We start from the raw sequence: 15,480 nt of genomic DNA, 5'->3' as shown, positions 1-15,480 counted from the left end.
ACCTCTTGTCCTTTCCGGTGGGCGGCCCGGTCCTGGCGGACCGGGCCCCACGTCGTCTCGCTCCTCCCGAGCGGTCGGCGGGGTCAGGCGCCGATGCTGTCCTTCTGGCGGTCCTCGGCGGCGGCCTGCTTCTTCGTCGCCATCAGGCTGGTGATGGTGGTGACGACCAGGACGGCACAGATCACGCCGAGCGAGACCGGAATACTGATCTCGGGGACGTGGACGCCGGACTCGTGCAGGGCGTGCAGCACCAGCTTGACGCCGATGAAGCCGAGGATGATCGACAGGCCGTAGGAGAGGTGGACCAGCTTCTTCAGCAGGCCGCCGATGAGGAAGTACAGCTGCCGCAGACCCATCAGCGCGAAGGCGTTCGCGGTGAAGACGATGTACGGGTCCTGCGTCAGGCCGAAGATCGCGGGGATGGAGTCCAGCGCGAACAGGACGTCCGTGGTGCCGATCGCGAGCATCACGACCAGCATCGGGGTCATGACCCGCTTGCCGTTCTCCTGGATCCACAGCTTGGTGCCGTGGTACCTGTCGGCGACGCCGAACCGGCGCTCCGCGGCCTTGAGCAGCTTGTTCTCCTCGTACTCCTCGTCCTCCTCGTCGGCGCGCGCCTCCTGGACGAGCTTCCACGCCGTCCAGATCAGGAAGGCGCCGAAGAGGAAGAACACCCACGAGAAGCTGGCGAGGATGGCGGCTCCGGCGGCGATGAACACGGCCCGCAGGACCAGGGCTATGAGCACGCCGACGAGCAGCACACGCTGCTGGTACTGAGCGGGCACCGCGAACTTCGCCATGATCAGGACGAAGACGAAGAGGTTGTCCACGCTCAGGGACTTCTCGGTGATGAAGCCCGCGAAGAACTCTCCGGCCGGCTGCCCGCCGCCGAAGACGAGGAGACCGAGACCGAAGAGTCCGGCCAGGGCGATCCAGACGACGGTCCAGATTCCGGCTTCCTTGATCGACACCTCATGCGGCTTGCGACCGATGAAGAAGTCGACGGCGATCAGGGCGGCGAGGCCCACGATGGTGAGGACCCACAGGCCCATGGTGACTTCCACTGCACCTCCGGCATTGCGTGACGGCAAACATCAGCGTTGTCGCTGCCGGAGGTCTCTTCCACCCGCGCGGGGCCGACGACCCGGGACCTGGAACCGGTCCGTACTGACGGGTGCGCCGCAGTCAGGGAGTACTCCCCTCCGTACGGAAGAGAGTACCCCAATCACCAAGGGAAGGTAAAGAGCAGAGTAAAGGAAAGGCCAAGTGTGCAGTTCATAGGCGCTTTACCTGTGCTTGGTCCGTTCTCTCGCCACCTCGGCGAGCACCTGCTGGACGATCTGGCTGCCACCCGGCACGAGCGAGGGCTCGTAGGTCCAGGCATGGCCGACCCAGGGGTCGGCGAGGTGGTCGTCGGGCACCGGAGTGAGTCGCATCAGCGAACGCCACAGCGGGTCGAGCAGGGGGCCGTACGCGGCCGCATCCTCACGGTCGGCGACCATCACCAGGTGGACGCCGACCGCCGGGCCCTCGTCCGCGAGGTAGCGCAGCCGGGTCACCGCGCGGTCGTCGAAACCGTGCGGGAAGTCGTTCACGATGAGCAGTTGCTGCGCCATGTCGACATCGGCCGGCAGCGCTGCGGCCGCTCCGCCGCGCAGTGCCATCTGCACCAGGTCCACCCGCCGGGTGAGCCTCTCCAGAATCTCCGTCACACCCGCCGCGCCCGTCGCCGGCGGAGCGGCGAGCACCCCGGCCCCCGTCAGCGGCAGCAGCGCCCGGACCCCGGCACCGGCCGGGTCGATGACCTGCACGGCGAACTCCCCGGCCGGATGCACCGCGAGCAGCCGGGCGGCGAGCGCGACGGCGACCTCCATGGCCAGGTGCCGCAGCTCGGCGGAGTCCCGGAAGGAGTCGTCGAGCGCCGCCGTCGGTCCGCTGTCGATCCACAGGCCCCGCTCCAGCGGCAGCCTGACCAGCATGGGGATGCGCAAGGGCACGCTCTCGGGCAGGTGGAGCTCCCCCAGTCGTAGCGCCAGCGGCGGCTCACTGGGCACGCGGTAGCCGTGCCAGGCAGGACTGTCCCACCCGGCGTACGCGGGCGGCAGCGCGGGCTCGACCACCTCTCCCTCGGCCGTGAGCTGGGCGAGATCACGATCGAGGACCGCGCGGGCCTGGTCGACCAGCTGGGTCCGGCGCGCCTGCGCCGCCTCGCGGGCGGCGTCTCCCGAGCTGCCGAGCCGGTCACGGGGGTCGGCGAGGGCCTGGTCGATCTCCTTCTCCAGACGGGTGTCGGCGAAGTCGACGGCACTGCGGTACGCGGCGGTGGTGCGGGCCAGGTCCTCGAACATGCCCCAGACCTGGTTGTAGAGCCGTTCGTCCATGGACCAGCCCACGGCGTCGCCTGCCACGGGTGGGGCATGCTGTCCGTCACCGGCCGGGGTCGCGGAGGGCGGGGGCGGGGGCGGAGTGCTGTGGCGGCGCGGATGCGTGTAGTCGACCGGGCCGCCGGCGGCCCGCGCCTGCGGGGCGGCGCCGAGGGTCTCGGCGTCGTACGGATTCGCGTCGGCGGCGTGCGGCTGCGGTGCGGCGTCCGCCGGCCCGTCGTAGGGGTTGCCGCCGCCACGGGAGAGGTGCTGCGGGTCGTACGGCGAGGTCGACTCGCCCGTCGCGGAGGTGGACGGCGTCGCCGCGGAGGTGTCCTGGGGGGCGGACGTCGGCACGGGCCTGGCGGACGGTGCCGGTATCGCACGGGCCAGGCTCTGGGCCGTCGCCTCCTGGATGGCGGCCGCGAGATCGCCGGCCTGGGGCAGCCCCTGGTCGTCGAGGAGCGCGTGGAGGCCGCCCGCGTAGCCCTGGCCCATGGCGCGCACCTTCCATGCACCCTGTCTGCGGTACAGGCTGAGGGCGAGCACGGCGGTCTCGGTGTCCAGACCGGTGAGGGTGTACGAGGCCAGTTCGGTGCCGTCGGAATCCTCGACGGCGCTGTAAGGCGACGGGACGGCACCGAAGCGGCGCGGCCCGGCGGTCGCGGGCGGCAGGGCGAGGAACACGTCGACCCGGTGCACGGCCTCGGGCAGGGCGTCCAGGTCGACGGCCAGGCGGTGTTCGGCGGCGGCCTGCCGGGACACCTCGACACCGGGGAGCGCGGGAGCGCCGGGATGGGCCACCCACTGGGGGCCACGCACCGTGCCGCTCTCGTCGCCGAGTGCGGCTCCGACCAGGACCGGCACGCCGGCCGAGATCCGGATCGTCAGCCGTACCTGGGACAGCGGGTGGTTCTGCCCCCGCACCAGCTCGGCCGTCATCGCCGTCGCCCCCCTGTGTCGTGAAGTGGTGCGCGCCCGCCCGTGGGCGGGCGCTGTCGGTCCTACAGGTGCGGCAGGATCGCCGGCATCAGGTCCTGGAAGGTACGGCCGTTGGCCGGGGTGCCCAGGGCGGTCATCGTCCAACTGGCGCCCGCGCGGGTCACCTTGGCCATGATCTGGGCGGTGTACTGGCCGCCGCCGGCCAGCGTGTAGCGGGCGAGTTCCTGGCCGTTGGTCTCGTCGACGAGGCGGCAGAACGCGTTCTCCACCTCCTGGAAGGTCTGGCCCGTAAAGGAGTTGACGGTGAAGACGATCTGGTCGATGTGGACCGGCACGCGCTGGAGGTCCACCAGGATCGCCTCGTCGTCCCCGCCCTGGCCGACACCGCCGACGAGGTTGTCACCGGTGTGGCGCACGGAACCGTCGTCGCTCACCAGGTGGCGGAAGAAGACCACGTCGACCGGCTGCTTCTCGGCGAACAGCACGGCCGAGGCGTCCAGGTCGATCTCACGGGTGCGGGAGCCGAACAGGCCGCGCCGCTTCGCCGCCTGCCAACCGAGCCCCATGCGGACCGCGGTCAAGGTCGCCCCGTCGTTCTTGGCGAGACTGATGGCCTGACCCTTGGTCAAATTGACGGACACGGCTGGTTCCCCTCTCGACGTCCCCTGCTGCCGCGAACTGCGCGGTTGCCAGAACCCTACGCAGGGGCACTGACAGTGCCGAACCCCGGCTCGCGCTTTGTGTCGGTGTTGCAACACTTGGCGCCCGCACCGGGGTCCGGGACGGTCGTCGGCGAGGTCAGGCGATGCCGGCCTCCCGCATCTGGCGGAGTTCCTTCTTCATCTCGGAGACCTCGTCCCGCAGCCGGGCGGCGATCTCGAACTGCAGCTCCGCGGCGGCGGCGCGCATGCGTTCGGTCATCTCCTCGATCTGCTCGGCGAGTTCGGCCGCCGGACGGTCCGTGGGAACCGTCGCGCCCTTCGAGGACTTGGCGGCCTTGCCCGCCTTGGCCCCCTTGAGCGCCTTGTCACCGAGGGACGGGACGGGCGCCTTGGCGCCCTTGCCGTCCTTGCCCTTGCGGTAGCCGGACCCGAGGAGCTGCTCGGTGTCGACGTCCTCGCGGGCGATCTGCGCGACGATGTCGTTGATCTTCTTGCGCAGCGGCTGCGGGTCGATGCCGTTGGCCGTGTTGTACGCGACCTGCTTCTCCCGGCGGCGATTCGTCTCCTCGATGGCCTTCTCCATCGCCGGGGTGATCTTGTCGGCGTACATGTGGACCTGGCCGGAGACGTTGCGCGCCGCGCGGCCGATGGTCTGGATCAGCGAGGTGCCGGAGCGCAGGAAGCCCTCCTTGTCCGCGTCGAGGATCGCCACCAGGGACACCTCGGGCAGGTCGAGGCCCTCACGGAGCAGGTTGATGCCGACCAGGACGTCGTACTCGCCGGCGCGCAGCTCGCGCAGCAGCTCGACACGGCGGAGGGTGTCGACGTCACTGTGCAGGTACCGGACCTGGATGCCGAGTTCCAGGAAGTAGTCGGTGAGGTCCTCGGCCATCTTCTTGGTCAGCGTGGTGACGAGGACCCGCTCGTCCTTCTCGGTGCGCATGCGGATCTCGTGCACCAGGTCGTCGATCTGGCCCTCGGTGGGCTTGACCACGACCTCCGGGTCGACCAGGCCGGTCGGGCGGATGATCTGCTCCACCGTGCCGTCGGAGCGGGACAGCTCGTAGGTGCCCGGGGTGGCCGACAGATAGACGGTCTGCCCGATGCGCTCCTGGAACTCCTCCCACTTCAGGGGGCGGTTGTCCAGGGCGGACGGCAGGCGGAAGCCGTGGTCCACGAGGGTGCGCTTGCGGGAGGCGTCGCCCTCGTACATGGCGCCGATCTGCGGGACCGTGACGTGCGACTCGTCGATGACGAGCAGGAAGTCGTCCGGGAAGTAGTCGAGCAGCGTGTTCGGCGGGGAGCCGGGCGAACGGCCGTCGAAGTGCATCGAGTAGTTCTCCACGCCCGAGCAGGTGCCGATCTGGCGGAGCATCTCGATGTCGTACGTGGTGCGCATCCGCAGCCGCTGGGCCTCCAGGAGCTTGCCCTGCTTCTCCATCTCGGCGAGGCGCTCCCCCAGCTCCTTCTCGATGTCGTTGACGGCCCGCTCCATGCGTTCGGGGCCGGCGACGTAGTGGGACGCGGGGAAGATGTACAGCTGCTGGTCGTCGCTGATGATCTCGCCGGTGAGCGGGTGGAGCGTGGAGAGGGCCTCGATCTCGTCACCGAACATCTCGATGCGGACGGCCAGCTCCTCGTAGACCGGGAAGATCTCGATCGTGTCGCCGCGCACCCGGAAGGTGCCGCGGCTGAAGGCCATGTCGTTGCGCGTGTACTGGATGTCCACGAAACGGCGCAGCAGCTCGTCCCGGTCGAACTCGTCGCCGACCCGGAGGGGGACCATGCGGTCGACGTACTCCTGCGGAGTACCGAGGCCGTAGATGCAGGACACCGAGGCGACCACGATGACGTCACGGCGGGTCAGCAGCGAGTTCGTCGCCGAGTGGCGCAGGCGCTCCACCTCCTCGTTGATCGAGGAGTCCTTCTCGATGTAGGTGTCCGACTGCGGGACGTACGCCTCGGGCTGGTAGTAGTCGTAGTACGAGACGAAGTATTCGACCGCGTTGTTCGGCAGGAGCTCGCGGAACTCGTTGGCCAGCTGGGCGGCCAGTGTCTTGTTCGGCGCCATCACGAGTGTGGGGCGCTGGAGCTTCTCGATCATCCACGCCGTGGTGGCGGACTTGCCGGTGCCTGTCGCGCCCAGCAGGACGACGTCCTTCTCGCCGGCCTCGATGCGCTTGGCAAGGTCGGCGATGGCCGTCGGCTGGTCGCCGCTGGGCTGGTAGGGGCTGACGACCTCGAAGGGCGCCACCGTGCGTTCGATCTGGGAAACGGGCCGCATGCCATCAACCGTACGACCCCCCACTGACAACGGGTCCCGGTCAGCGGTTCTGCGGGGTGCGGGAGCCGTGGTACTCGGCTCGGCGGACCGGCCTGCGGCCCTGGTGGAGGGCGGTGCGGCGGTCGTGGCGCGGGGCGACGGCGGCGGCCGGGACACCCGGCTTGTCCTCGTCGGGCGTGCGGGCCGGCCGCCCCATGACGGTCAGCGGTTCGTAGACCACGACCACGCCCGCCAGGAGCAGGAAGGCGAGCGGGCCGATCAGCATCGGCACGAGCACCGACGCCTCGGGGCCGCCTCCGGCGGCGGCGTGGTGGGTGCCATGGAGCTGGACGCCGAGGGCTGCCATGCCCATGTAGTGCATGCCGCTGACCGCCAGTCCCATGACGAGGCTGGCGCCCACGCTCCACAGCGCGCCCCGGACGTGCCCGGCGGCCCACAGCGCTGCGGTGGCCGCCACGACGCCTATGACCACGGAGGCGGCGACGGTGAGCGTGTTGTACGTGAAGTGGCCGTCGAACTGCACGCCCGCCATGCCCAGGTAGTGCATCGAGGCGACGCCCAGACCGGTGATCGTGCCGCCGGTGAACAGAGCGGTGCCGCTGGCACCCCGGTAGCCGACGATGAAGATCCCGACACCGACCATGACGATGGCGAGAGCGAGGCTCGCGTAGGTGATCGGCTTGTCGTAGTGGACCGAGGTCTCCTCGACGCTGAAGCCCATCATGGCGACGAAGTGCATGGTCCAGATGCCGGAGCCGATCGCGGCGGCCCCGAGGGCCAGCCACGCGGGCCGCCGGGAGCGCGCGACCAGCAGGGACCGGCTGGTGCAGCGCAGACCGAGGGCACCGCCCAGGCAGGCCATGAGGTAGGCCACCACCGGGGTGACGGCCCCGTAGCTGAATCCGTCGACCGTGCCTTGCATGCGCGGCTGCCCTTCCGCCCTGTTGCGTCCCGGAATACCGGCTGTGTGCCCCCGTCCCAGGACCGCGGGGGCGGTCAGGGTTGTCGCAGAGAGTATGACCCCCACCGGAATGGTCGAACGATTTTCCGGCAAAGAAACACGGCCTTGCCGCACTTGTGCGGCACTCGTGAGCGCACTTGGACATCTGCATTCAATCTGTGGTCGTCGTGCACCCGCGTGCCGGTTACCATCTGCTGTCAGTCTGTTGCTGTCGGTATTCGCTCGACGCGAGGAGACTGCATGCACGCGCGCGTTGTTGCCGCCACGGCCGCCACGATCCTGGGGACGGGGCTGTCCCTGCTGAGTCCCGGCTCCGGTGCCCGGGCCGGCGAGGTGGGTGAGGCGGCCGAGCCGGGCGGGCCCACGGTGATCGCCCACCGGGGCGCCGCGGCCTACGGGCCGGAGAACACGCTGGCCGCGATCGACAACGCGGCGGATCTCGGCTTCTCCTGGGTGGAGAACGACGTCCAGCGCACGAAGGACGGCCAGCTCGTGGTGATCCACGACGACAGCCTGGAGCGCACGACGAACGTCGAGGACGTCTTCCCCGGCCGGGCGCCGTGGAAGGTGAAGGACTTCACGGCCGCCGAGATCGCCCGGCTGGACGCGGGCAGCTGGTTCTCCCCCGCGTACGCGGGCACGCGCGTGCCGACGCTCCAGCAGTACATGCGCCGGGTCGAGCGCAACCACGAGAAGCTGCTCCTGGAGATCAAGAACCCCGATCTGTACCCGGGGATCGAGCGGGACACGCTCAAACTCCTCGGCAACGAGGGCTGGCTGGACCCCGGCCACCTCGGGCGGCTCGTCGTGCAGAGCTTCAGCACCGACAGCGTGCTGGCCGTCCACGAGCTCAAGCCTGCGGTGACCACCGCCTACCTGGGCAAGCCCGGCGCGGGACAGCTGCCCCGGTACGCCCGGTTCACGGATCTGATCAACCCCTCGTACGGCTCGCTCTCCCGTGGGTACGTCTCGGCCGTGCATGCCTTCGAAGGGCCGCACGGCAGGCGGCTCGGAGTGTTCGCCTGGACGGTCGACGACATGGCCACCGCCCGCAAGGTGGCCGGATACGGCGTCGACGGGATCATCACCAACAAGCCCGACGTGGTGCGGTCGGCGACCGGCGCGGACTGAGCCGGGCGGCGTTGTCAGTGGCGGGTCGTACCGTGGGCGCATGGACAGCCATGGGCAGGGTGAGCAGCGGGTCGTGTGGGCCGTCGTCGGCAGCGACATCGGCCCGCTGATGCTGGCGGCGACCCGGGAGGGCCTGGTCAACGTCGTGTTCCACGCCACCGAAGCGGTGCGCGACCGGGCCCTGGAGCGGCTGGCGGCGCGGCTGGGCGGCGAGCCCGTGGAGGACCCGGACTCGCCGCTGCTGGCCGAGGCGATACGCCAGCTGCGCGCGTACTTCGCGGGCGACCTCCTCGATTTCGATCTGCCGCTGGACTGGTCGCTGATCTCCGGGTTCAACCGGCAGGTGCTGCGTGAGCTGGCGTCCGGCGTGCCGTACGGCGCCGTGGTGGGGTACGGCGATCTCGCCGGGCGGGTCGGGCAGCCCGGCGGGGCGCAGGCGGTCGGCGCCGCGATGGGCGCCAATCCGCTGCCGTTGGTGGTGCCGTGCCATCGGGTGGTGGAGAGCGACGGTGGTATCGGAGGGTTCGGAGGCGGACTGGAGACCAAGCGGAAGCTGCTCGCCCTGGAGGGTGTGCTGCCCGAGCCGCTCTTCTGAGGCGGCTAGTCGTCGTAGTGCCGGGCCTCGAAGACGTTGCCGTCGGGGTCCCGGAAGTAGAAGTTGCGGGTGGCGTCGCCCCGCGCGCCGGACGAGTGGCGCCCGATGTCGCTCATGGGCACGCCGTGCTCGCGGAGGCGGGCGCGCAGGGCGTCGAAGGCGTCGGCGGGCAGGGCCAGGCACACATGGTTGACGGGGTGGCCCGCACTGCCGGCCGAGCCGGGCAACATGTTCATGCGGTCCGCGGCACTGTGCGGGGCGAGATCGAGAATGGTCTCCTCGTTGACGCGCACGGACGGGAAGGTCACCTTCCCCTCGGCGAACTCGGTGACCTTCAGGGCTTCGAAGCCGACGGCCTCCTCGTAGAAGGCGGCGGCTGCCACCGGATCGGCCACCCACAGGACGACGTGGTCGAGTCGTGTGCTGCTGTTCGTCATGCGACCAGGCTGGTGGCGTGCCCCACAGGCCGCAAGCGTTTAACGGTAGTCGGCGCCCGCCAGAGATGAGGAAGGACGACGGACAGGAGGCGGGCGCGTGGTGCTGGTGGTGTCTGAAGAGGTCCGGGAGGCGATCGCCGGGCGACGGCCGGTGGTGGCCCTGGAGTCCACGATCATCGCGCATGGTCTGCCGCGCCCACGGAATCTGCAGGTGGCGCTGGAGCTGGAGGACACGGTCCGGCGCGAGGGCGCGGTGCCCGCGACGATCGCGGTGCTCGACGGCCGCCCCCTGGTGGGCCTGGACAAGGAGCAGCTGGAGCGGGTCGCGAACGATGAGGGCATCCGCAAGCTGGGCCACCGTGATCTGCCGCTCGCCGTGGCGGCCGGTGCGAGCGGGGCGACGACGGTGTCGGCGACGGCGCAGCTTGCCGCGCTGGCGGGCGTACGGGTGTTCGCGACGGGTGGTCTGGGCGGTGTGCACCGGGAGTGGACGGTGACGCAGGACGAGTCGGCGGACCTGGGGCTGCTGGCCCGCACGCGGATCACGGTCGTGTGCGCGGGCGTGAAGTCGATCCTCGATGTGCCGGCGACCCTGCAGCGGCTGGAGACACTGGGCGTGGCGGTCGCCGGGTACGGCACGGATCGCTTCCCCGGCTTCTACCTGGCCGACTCGGGGTATCCCGTCGACTGGACGCTGGGCAGCCCGGAGCAGGTCGCGGGCGTGATGCGGGCCCAGGACGCGCTCACCGCACCGGAGTCGGCGCTGATCGTCGCCAACCCCGTGCCGGAGGCGGAGCAGCTCGATCCCGGGCTCCACGCGCGCGTGCTCGCCGACGCCCTCGCCGCCTGCGCGGAGCGGGGTGTCACCGGGCAGGCGGTGACGCCGTTCCTGCTGGATTATCTGGTCCGGCACACGGACGGTGCTTCTCTGAGCGCCAATCTGGCGGCGGTGCGCGGAAACGTACGGCTGGCGGCGCGGATCGCCTCGGCGTGGGCGCGGGGGTGACGTCGGGGCAGCGGCACGGAGCGCTACTGGTCGTCGGTGATGTGGTCACCGACGTGGTCGCCCGGCACCTCGGGCCGTTGGCGGCGGGCACCGACACGGCCGCCGTGATCCGCACGCTGCCGGGCGGCGCGGGCGCCAACGTGGCCTGTTGGGCCGCGCACGCGGGCTGCACGGACGTACGGCTGCTGGGACGGGTCGGCGCCGACGCGGCCGCGTGGCACGAGAGGGAGCTGGCGGCGGCGGGAGTGCGGCCGCGGCTCGTGGTCGACCCGGAGGCGGCGACCGGGACGGTCATCTGCCTGGTGGACAAGGCAGCGGCGGCCGAGCGCACGTTCCTCACGGACAGCGGGGCCTCATTGCGGCTCGAACCCTCCGACTGGTCGGAGGAGCTGCTGGACGGGGTCGCCCGCCTGCATCTGTCGGGCTATCTGCTGTTCACGGAGACCAGCCGGGCGCTCGCCGAGAGAGCCCTGGCGGCGGCACGCACGCGTGGTGTGCCGGTCAGCCTCGACCCGGCGTCGGCGGGTTTCCTGGTGGAGCTGGGGGTGGACCGGTTCCTGACGTTCGCCGAGCAGCTGGACGTGCTGCTGCCCAGCCGGGACGAGGCCTGCCTGCTGACGGGGCTGCCGGACCCGGCGGACGCGGCGGCGAAGCTGAGCCGTCTTGTTCCGCTGGTCGTGGCCAAGGCGGGTGCGGACGGTGCACTGGTGGCCCGGTCCGGCACCGTGGCTGCCCGGGTCCCGGCCGCGTCGGCGATTCCTCGGGACACCACGGGCGCCGGTGACGCCTTCACCGGCGCGTTCCTCGCAGCTCTGGTCGCGGGCGCCGCCCCGGAGGAGGCGGCGGCACTCGGGTGCCGGGCAGGGGCGGAGGCGGTCGGACGGGTGGGCGGCAGACCACCGTGTCCGGGGACCGGCGGGTAGGGGCCGGGCCTTCGCGGCGAGCAGGTGTGCAGGGCTCGAGTAGGCGTGCAAGGGCTACTGGTCTCGCTTTCCGCGCACTGTGGCCGGTGCCGGTGCCGGTGCCGGTGCCGGTGCTCACGCTTGCGGTGTCGGTGCCTACGGCTTCCGGCCCCACGCCGAGATCATCGGGGCGGTGACCAGGTCCATGTCGCCGGCCTCGACATGGGCGAGGTGCAGATCGATCTCCTCGTCGGTGGCCAGCCCCGCGGCGACGAGCCGGTCACGGATCTGGCGGACGGTCGCGGCCTCCAGGGCGGTGCAGGCAGGGGAGGCCACGGGGAAGTAGGCGTCGGCCTCCACCTCCCGCAGCCCCGCCTCGCGGAGCAGTCGCGGCAGCTTACGGCCGTAGGCCAGGTCGGCGCCGCGTTCGGCGAGCAGCTTGCGGAAGCCCTGGCGCAGCCGGTTGGCGAGCCGCTGCTCGGGACCGTGCTCGTCGGGGCAGATCAGGGGCTGGAGCGCGGGGTCCGCGTCCTCGATCAGCAGGCGGCCGCCGGGACGCAGTGCCTGAATCATGGACCGCAACGCCCTTTCCCGATCGGGCACATGGACGAGGACGAGCCGGGCGTGGACGAGGTCGAAGCCGTCGCCCGGCGGTTCCTCGGCACCGACGTCGTGTACGCGGACGTCCACCGGCGGGCGGGCCACGGAAGCGAGCCGCGTGGTGTCGATGTCGGTCGCGACCACCGTGCCCGTCGGGCCCACCCGCTCGGCGAGCCAGGAGACGACGGAGCTGCCACCGGCTCCGACTTCCCAGCAGCGCCAGCCGGGGCGGATGCCCAGGCCCTCGATGTGCCGGAAGGTCGTGGGGTCGAACAGGTCGGCGAAGGCGTCGAAACGCCGGGCCGCCTCGCTCTGCCGATTGTCGAGGAGGTACCCGTCGGATTCCGTCATGCCGCGATCATCCCAGTCACCCGGCTTGTCCGGAGCGCCCGGCAGACCCGCCGACCTACCGCTTCTACCGCTTCTACCGCTTCTACCGAACAGCGACCTGTCCCCTGCCCTGCGACGGTGAGCATGCCGAGGTGAGCGATGGCTCACATCCGTGTTTGGAGGGAACCGAGTTGAGCAGGGGTTCGACACTCCTGGCATGGATGGTGCCCAGGTGAGCGCCCGGTTCAAGGAGCGATCCGACGCGTCCGTCCACAGGCGGGAACCAAGCGGAACTCGACGTTCCCACAGGCTTGCCCGCCCTTTGCCCCCAACTGGCAGACTTGCCGGGCAAGGCGCGCAAGCGTCGCGCGAGGAGATCCACACGAGGAGATCCAGATGTCCATGGCAGGGAATCTGCGGAAGGTCACACGGCTGGACCGGGTCGGCGGCCTGCGCAAGGTCGCACGGCTGGCCAAGCGGCGGCCTCGCGTGGACCTGAGCCATCCCGCCCGGTCGCCGCTGGGCTCCTCGGTGGTGAATTGCGTGATGTACCAGGACGGCGCGCGGGTGCCGGAGTGCGCCGACCTGGAGGACGCCGTACGACTGGTGCGCAAGAGGGGCGACGGGTTCGTCTGGCTGGGGCTGCACGAGCCGACGGCCCGTGAGTTCGCGGGGATCGCCGAGTTGTTCGACCTGCATCCGCTGGCGGTGGAGGACGCGGTCGAGGCACACCAGCGCCCGAAGCTGGAGCACTACGGGGACACGCTGTTCGCGGTGTTCAAGACCGTCTGTTACGTGGAGCACGAAGAGCTCACGGCGACCAGCGAAGTGGTGAACACCGGCGAGATCATGGTGTTCGTCGGCGAGGACTTCGTCGTCACGGTGCGCCATGGCATGCACGGCTCGCTGGGACCGTTGCGGGAGGAACTGGAGTCGGATCCGCAGCAGCTCGCCAAGGGGCCGGCGGCGGTGCTGCACGCGATCGCCGACCACGTCGTCGACGACTTCCTGAGCGTCACGGACGCGGTGCAGGCCGACATCGACCAGGTCGAGACGGAGGTGTTCTCGGAGATCGGCGCGCGGCTGGACCCGGGCCGCATCTACCAGATGAAGCGCGAACTGCTGGAGCTCAAGCGGGCGGTGGTACCACTGGGCCGCCCCGTGGAGGATCTCGCCACCCGGCCCATCCGGGTCGTGGCCCCGGAGATACAGGCGTACTTCCGCGACGTACTGGACCATCTGATACGGGCCAAGGAACAGATCGCCGCGTTCGACGAACTCCTCAACTCCATTCTGCAGGCGCACCTAGCGCAGGTGACCGTCGCGCAGAACGAGGACATGCGGAAGATCACGGCGTGGGCGGCGGTGATCGCTGTGCCGACCATGGTGTGCGGGGTGTACGGTATGAACTTCGACCATATGCCGGAGCTGCACTGGCAGTTCAGTTATCCGCTGGTCATGGTCGTGATGGCGGGAGCGTGTCTGGCCCTGTACCGGGGGTTCCGACGCAACGGCTGGCTCTGACGGCGATGCCCCGGAGCGTCCGGCTCCGCCGCGCGGCTCCGGGTCACCCGCCCCACGCGGGATGGCGCGGGTCGTCGGCCCTGACGAGGACGTCCGCCGTGCCGGCCGGATCCGTCTCGGCCTCGTAGCGCTCGAACGCGGGGAGCGTCCAGTGGTCGGCCTCGGGAGTGCGGCGACGCAGGGCGCCCGGGGTGAGGAGGACGTGCACGGTCAGGTCGAAGGGGAACCAGTGGCGCAACAGGAGGGGGCCGTGGAGCAACAGGATTCCGCCGGGCGGAAGCTGGGAGTAGGGGCTGCGGGTGGCCCGGTCGGTGGCCGGATCCCACAGGTCGGGCAGGACACGGCCGCTGCCGCCGGGATCGAGCGGGCCGAACACCTCGCGCCACAGAGCGGCGGTGTCGAACCATCCGCTGTAGTACGACTCCTCGTCCCGGCGGCCGTGTTCCAGGCGCAGCGAGGCGGGGCGCAGGAAGCCCTCGGTGCCGACGACGAGCGAGGGCCGGCCGCGCACCCGCAGCGCCTCGCCGACCCGCTCGGCGAGGTCTCCGGGCCGGGCGGCCGGGGCCCCGTCGAGACCGACCCGCGGCCAGGCTCCTCCGTCGGCCGGTGCCAGGCCGGTCAGCCGGTCGGCCAGCAGATCGGCGAGCCGGTCCCAGGTGATCGCTTCGAGTCGCACAGAGCCCATGATGCCGGGTGGGCCCGAAGACCGGAGACGGGCGGGCGCCGGCGCCTGACCTGAGCCGGGTCCCCCCGGAGGAGGGCACGGGTGCCGTCTCCGGCCGACCGTCGCCGGGTCGGCCGCCAGCGGCACCGCCTGGGCGGGCCCAGCGAGCGGGGGTACGGCGATCGGTCGGGAGGCAGCGGGCCGAGCACGGCACCAAGGAGGGACACGCCGCTGATGAAGGGGCGGATCGGGAGGCGGCGGGCCGAGCACGCCCCGGGGAGGGACACGCGGCTGGTGACGGGGAAAATACCGCGTATGGCCCTTCCCGCAACTCCCCACTCCCCCGGTCGTCTTGTCGCCGTCCAGCCGCTGAAGCAGAAGCGGTGTGCCGCTTGCCTCCGCGGTCCGCTGTCGTTGCTCGTGCTGGAGGACGGGGCACCTCGTTGTCTGGCTTGTGCCGACCTCGGGCACCTGGTGTTCCTGCCGCGCGGTGACACCGCGCTGACCCGCAGGTCGCGGGAGGAGAGCGGGCTGTCGGTGGTGGTCGTCCGCTACAACCGGCGCAAGAGCCGATACGAGCGGCAGGGCGTGCTCGTGGAAGAGGCTGCTCTGGCGCGGGCCGAGGAGCGCTGCCTGGCGGACGCGGAGGCGCGGCGCCGACGTCGGGCGCGGGACGCGCGGCGCAGGGCGGCGGAGGACGACCGGTTCGCGGCGGCGTTCGCGGCCGAGATTCTCCGGCTGTTCCCCGGCTGCCCGGTGGAGCGGGCCCGGGCGATCGCGGCGCACGCGTCCCTGCGGGGCAGCGGGCGGGTCGGTCGCAGCGCCGCCGGGCGGGCGCTGACCGAAGGGGCGGTGATCTCGGCGGTCGTGGCGGCCGTGCGGCACGTGGACACGCCGTACGACCAGCTGCTGATGAGCGGGGTCGGACGGTTCGAGGCGCGTCGCCGGATCGCCTCGGCCGTGGACGGCGTGCTGCGGGGTTGGCAGGGCGCCGGGGAGGACGTGGGCTGAGGCGGATGGCCGAAGGGTGAGAGAGGAGGCCGTGCGCGGTAGTGCCGAGCGGAGGTGGTCCATGCGAC

Annotated in this window: 14 protein-coding genes; 6 read left to right on the top strand and 8 right to left on the bottom strand. The window is 71.1% G+C overall.

Features of this window, described 5'->3' with window-relative positions; all coding sequences use genetic code 11:
- Positions 1–83: 83 nt before the first annotated feature.
- The 5 genes from ACF08B_RS16590 to ACF08B_RS16570 all read right to left on the bottom strand — a co-directional run bounded on the left by ACF08B_RS16590 (position 84) and on the right by ACF08B_RS16570 (position 7,173).
- On the bottom strand, positions 84–1,052 hold the full coding sequence (locus ACF08B_RS16590; protein WP_392317980.1) for a TerC family protein: 969 nt from the start codon (positions 1,050–1,052) through the stop codon (positions 84–86).
- Positions 1,053–1,286: 234 nt separating this feature from the next.
- Positions 1,287–3,305 (bottom strand): TerD family protein, encoded by a 2,019-nt coding sequence (locus ACF08B_RS16585; protein WP_392317979.1) that lies wholly within the window; start codon positions 3,303–3,305, stop codon positions 1,287–1,289.
- Between the two features lie 62 nt (positions 3,306–3,367).
- Positions 3,368–3,946, bottom strand: coding sequence for a TerD family protein (locus ACF08B_RS16580; RefSeq protein ID WP_093478548.1), 579 nt, complete (start codon positions 3,944–3,946; stop codon positions 3,368–3,370).
- Positions 3,947–4,103: 157 nt separating this feature from the next.
- The gene (gene uvrB / locus ACF08B_RS16575) at positions 4,104–6,251 is read right to left on the bottom strand and encodes an excinuclease ABC subunit UvrB (RefSeq protein WP_392317978.1); all 2,148 of its coding nucleotides are present in this window, start codon (positions 6,249–6,251) and stop codon (positions 4,104–4,106) included.
- A 40-nt stretch (positions 6,252–6,291) separates the two neighbouring features.
- Positions 6,292–7,173: an MHYT domain-containing protein gene (locus tag ACF08B_RS16570; protein ID WP_392317977.1), complete on the bottom strand. Its 882-nt coding sequence runs from the start codon at positions 7,171–7,173 to the stop codon at positions 6,292–6,294.
- A gap of 279 nt (positions 7,174–7,452) precedes the next feature.
- On the opposite strand from ACF08B_RS16570, the gene ACF08B_RS16565 reads away from it, so the two are divergent.
- Positions 7,453–8,343 carry a glycerophosphodiester phosphodiesterase gene (locus ACF08B_RS16565; protein ID WP_392317976.1) on the top strand — a complete coding sequence of 297 codons (891 nt, stop codon included), beginning with the start codon at positions 7,453–7,455 and terminating at the stop codon, positions 8,341–8,343.
- Between the two features lie 40 nt (positions 8,344–8,383).
- The gene (locus ACF08B_RS16560) at positions 8,384–8,938 is read left to right on the top strand and encodes a methylated-DNA--[protein]-cysteine S-methyltransferase (RefSeq protein ID WP_392317975.1); all 555 of its coding nucleotides are present in this window, start codon (positions 8,384–8,386) and stop codon (positions 8,936–8,938) included.
- Positions 8,939–8,943: 5 nt separating this feature from the next.
- On the opposite strand, the gene ACF08B_RS16555 is transcribed toward ACF08B_RS16560, so the two are convergent.
- Positions 8,944–9,375: a VOC family protein gene (locus tag ACF08B_RS16555; protein ID WP_093478541.1), complete on the bottom strand. Its 432-nt coding sequence runs from the start codon at positions 9,373–9,375 to the stop codon at positions 8,944–8,946.
- A gap of 97 nt (positions 9,376–9,472) precedes the next feature.
- Here ACF08B_RS16555 and ACF08B_RS16550 point away from each other — a divergent pair, with 97 nt between their 5' ends.
- Entirely contained in the window at positions 9,473–10,381 is a 909-nt protein-coding gene (locus tag ACF08B_RS16550) for a pseudouridine-5'-phosphate glycosidase (protein ID WP_392317974.1), read from the top strand.
- Complete coding sequence (locus ACF08B_RS16545) at positions 10,366–11,304, top strand: carbohydrate kinase family protein (protein ID WP_392317973.1); 939 nt, start codon at positions 10,366–10,368, stop codon at positions 11,302–11,304. The genes ACF08B_RS16550 and ACF08B_RS16545 overlap by 16 nt, the downstream gene beginning before the upstream one ends.
- Before the next feature lie 135 nt (positions 11,305–11,439).
- Here the strand turns inward: ACF08B_RS16545 and ACF08B_RS16540 are convergent, their stop codons facing one another.
- Positions 11,440–12,234, bottom strand: a complete 795-nt coding sequence (locus ACF08B_RS16540; protein WP_392317972.1) for a methyltransferase domain-containing protein — start codon at positions 12,232–12,234, stop codon at positions 11,440–11,442.
- A 375-nt stretch (positions 12,235–12,609) separates the two neighbouring features.
- Here ACF08B_RS16540 and ACF08B_RS16535 point away from each other — a divergent pair, with 375 nt between their 5' ends.
- Positions 12,610–13,737, top strand: a complete 1,128-nt coding sequence (locus ACF08B_RS16535) for a magnesium and cobalt transport protein CorA (RefSeq protein ID WP_392317971.1) — start codon at positions 12,610–12,612, stop codon at positions 13,735–13,737.
- Positions 13,738–13,780: 43 nt separating this feature from the next.
- On the opposite strand, the gene ACF08B_RS16530 is transcribed toward ACF08B_RS16535, so the two are convergent.
- Positions 13,781–14,413: a uridine kinase gene (locus tag ACF08B_RS16530; protein ID WP_392317970.1), complete on the bottom strand. Its 633-nt coding sequence runs from the start codon at positions 14,411–14,413 to the stop codon at positions 13,781–13,783.
- A gap of 303 nt (positions 14,414–14,716) precedes the next feature.
- Between ACF08B_RS16530 and ACF08B_RS16525 the strand changes: the two genes are divergently transcribed.
- Positions 14,717–15,412, top strand: coding sequence for a DUF2293 domain-containing protein (locus tag ACF08B_RS16525; RefSeq protein ID WP_392317969.1), 696 nt, complete (start codon positions 14,717–14,719; stop codon positions 15,410–15,412).
- The last annotated feature ends 68 nt before the right edge of the window (positions 15,413–15,480 follow it).

The sequence above is a fragment of the Streptomyces sp. NPDC015139 genome (assembly GCF_043079785.1).
GTDB classification, from domain to species: domain Bacteria; phylum Actinomycetota; class Actinomycetes; order Streptomycetales; family Streptomycetaceae; genus Streptomyces; species Streptomyces albidocamelliae.
This window is presented reverse-complemented; position numbering and strand designations above follow the sequence as displayed.

What these genes read in the sequence shown, in the direction of transcription:
- ACF08B_RS16525 (WP_392317969.1), top strand. Translation starts at nt 14,717, where the DNA reads ATGGCCCTTCCCGCAACTCCCCACTCCCCCGGTCGTCTTGTCGCCGTC.
- ACF08B_RS16570 (WP_392317977.1), bottom strand. Translation starts at nt 7,173, where the DNA reads ATGCAAGGCACGGTCGACGGATTCAGCTACGGGGCCGTCACCCCGGTG.
- ACF08B_RS16585 (WP_392317979.1), bottom strand. Translation starts at nt 3,305, where the DNA reads ATGACGGCCGAGCTGGTGCGGGGGCAGAACCACCCGCTGTCCCAGGTA.
- ACF08B_RS16540 (WP_392317972.1), bottom strand. Translation starts at nt 12,234, where the DNA reads ATGACGGAATCCGACGGGTACCTCCTCGACAATCGGCAGAGCGAGGCG.
- ACF08B_RS16555 (WP_093478541.1), bottom strand. Translation starts at nt 9,375, where the DNA reads ATGACGAACAGCAGCACACGACTCGACCACGTCGTCCTGTGGGTGGCC.
- ACF08B_RS16565 (WP_392317976.1), top strand. Translation starts at nt 7,453, where the DNA reads ATGCACGCGCGCGTTGTTGCCGCCACGGCCGCCACGATCCTGGGGACG.
- ACF08B_RS16560 (WP_392317975.1), top strand. Translation starts at nt 8,384, where the DNA reads ATGGACAGCCATGGGCAGGGTGAGCAGCGGGTCGTGTGGGCCGTCGTC.
- ACF08B_RS16590 (WP_392317980.1), bottom strand. Translation starts at nt 1,052, where the DNA reads ATGGGCCTGTGGGTCCTCACCATCGTGGGCCTCGCCGCCCTGATCGCC.
- ACF08B_RS16535 (WP_392317971.1), top strand. Translation starts at nt 12,610, where the DNA reads ATGTCCATGGCAGGGAATCTGCGGAAGGTCACACGGCTGGACCGGGTC.
- uvrB (WP_392317978.1), bottom strand. Translation starts at nt 6,251, where the DNA reads ATGCGGCCCGTTTCCCAGATCGAACGCACGGTGGCGCCCTTCGAGGTC.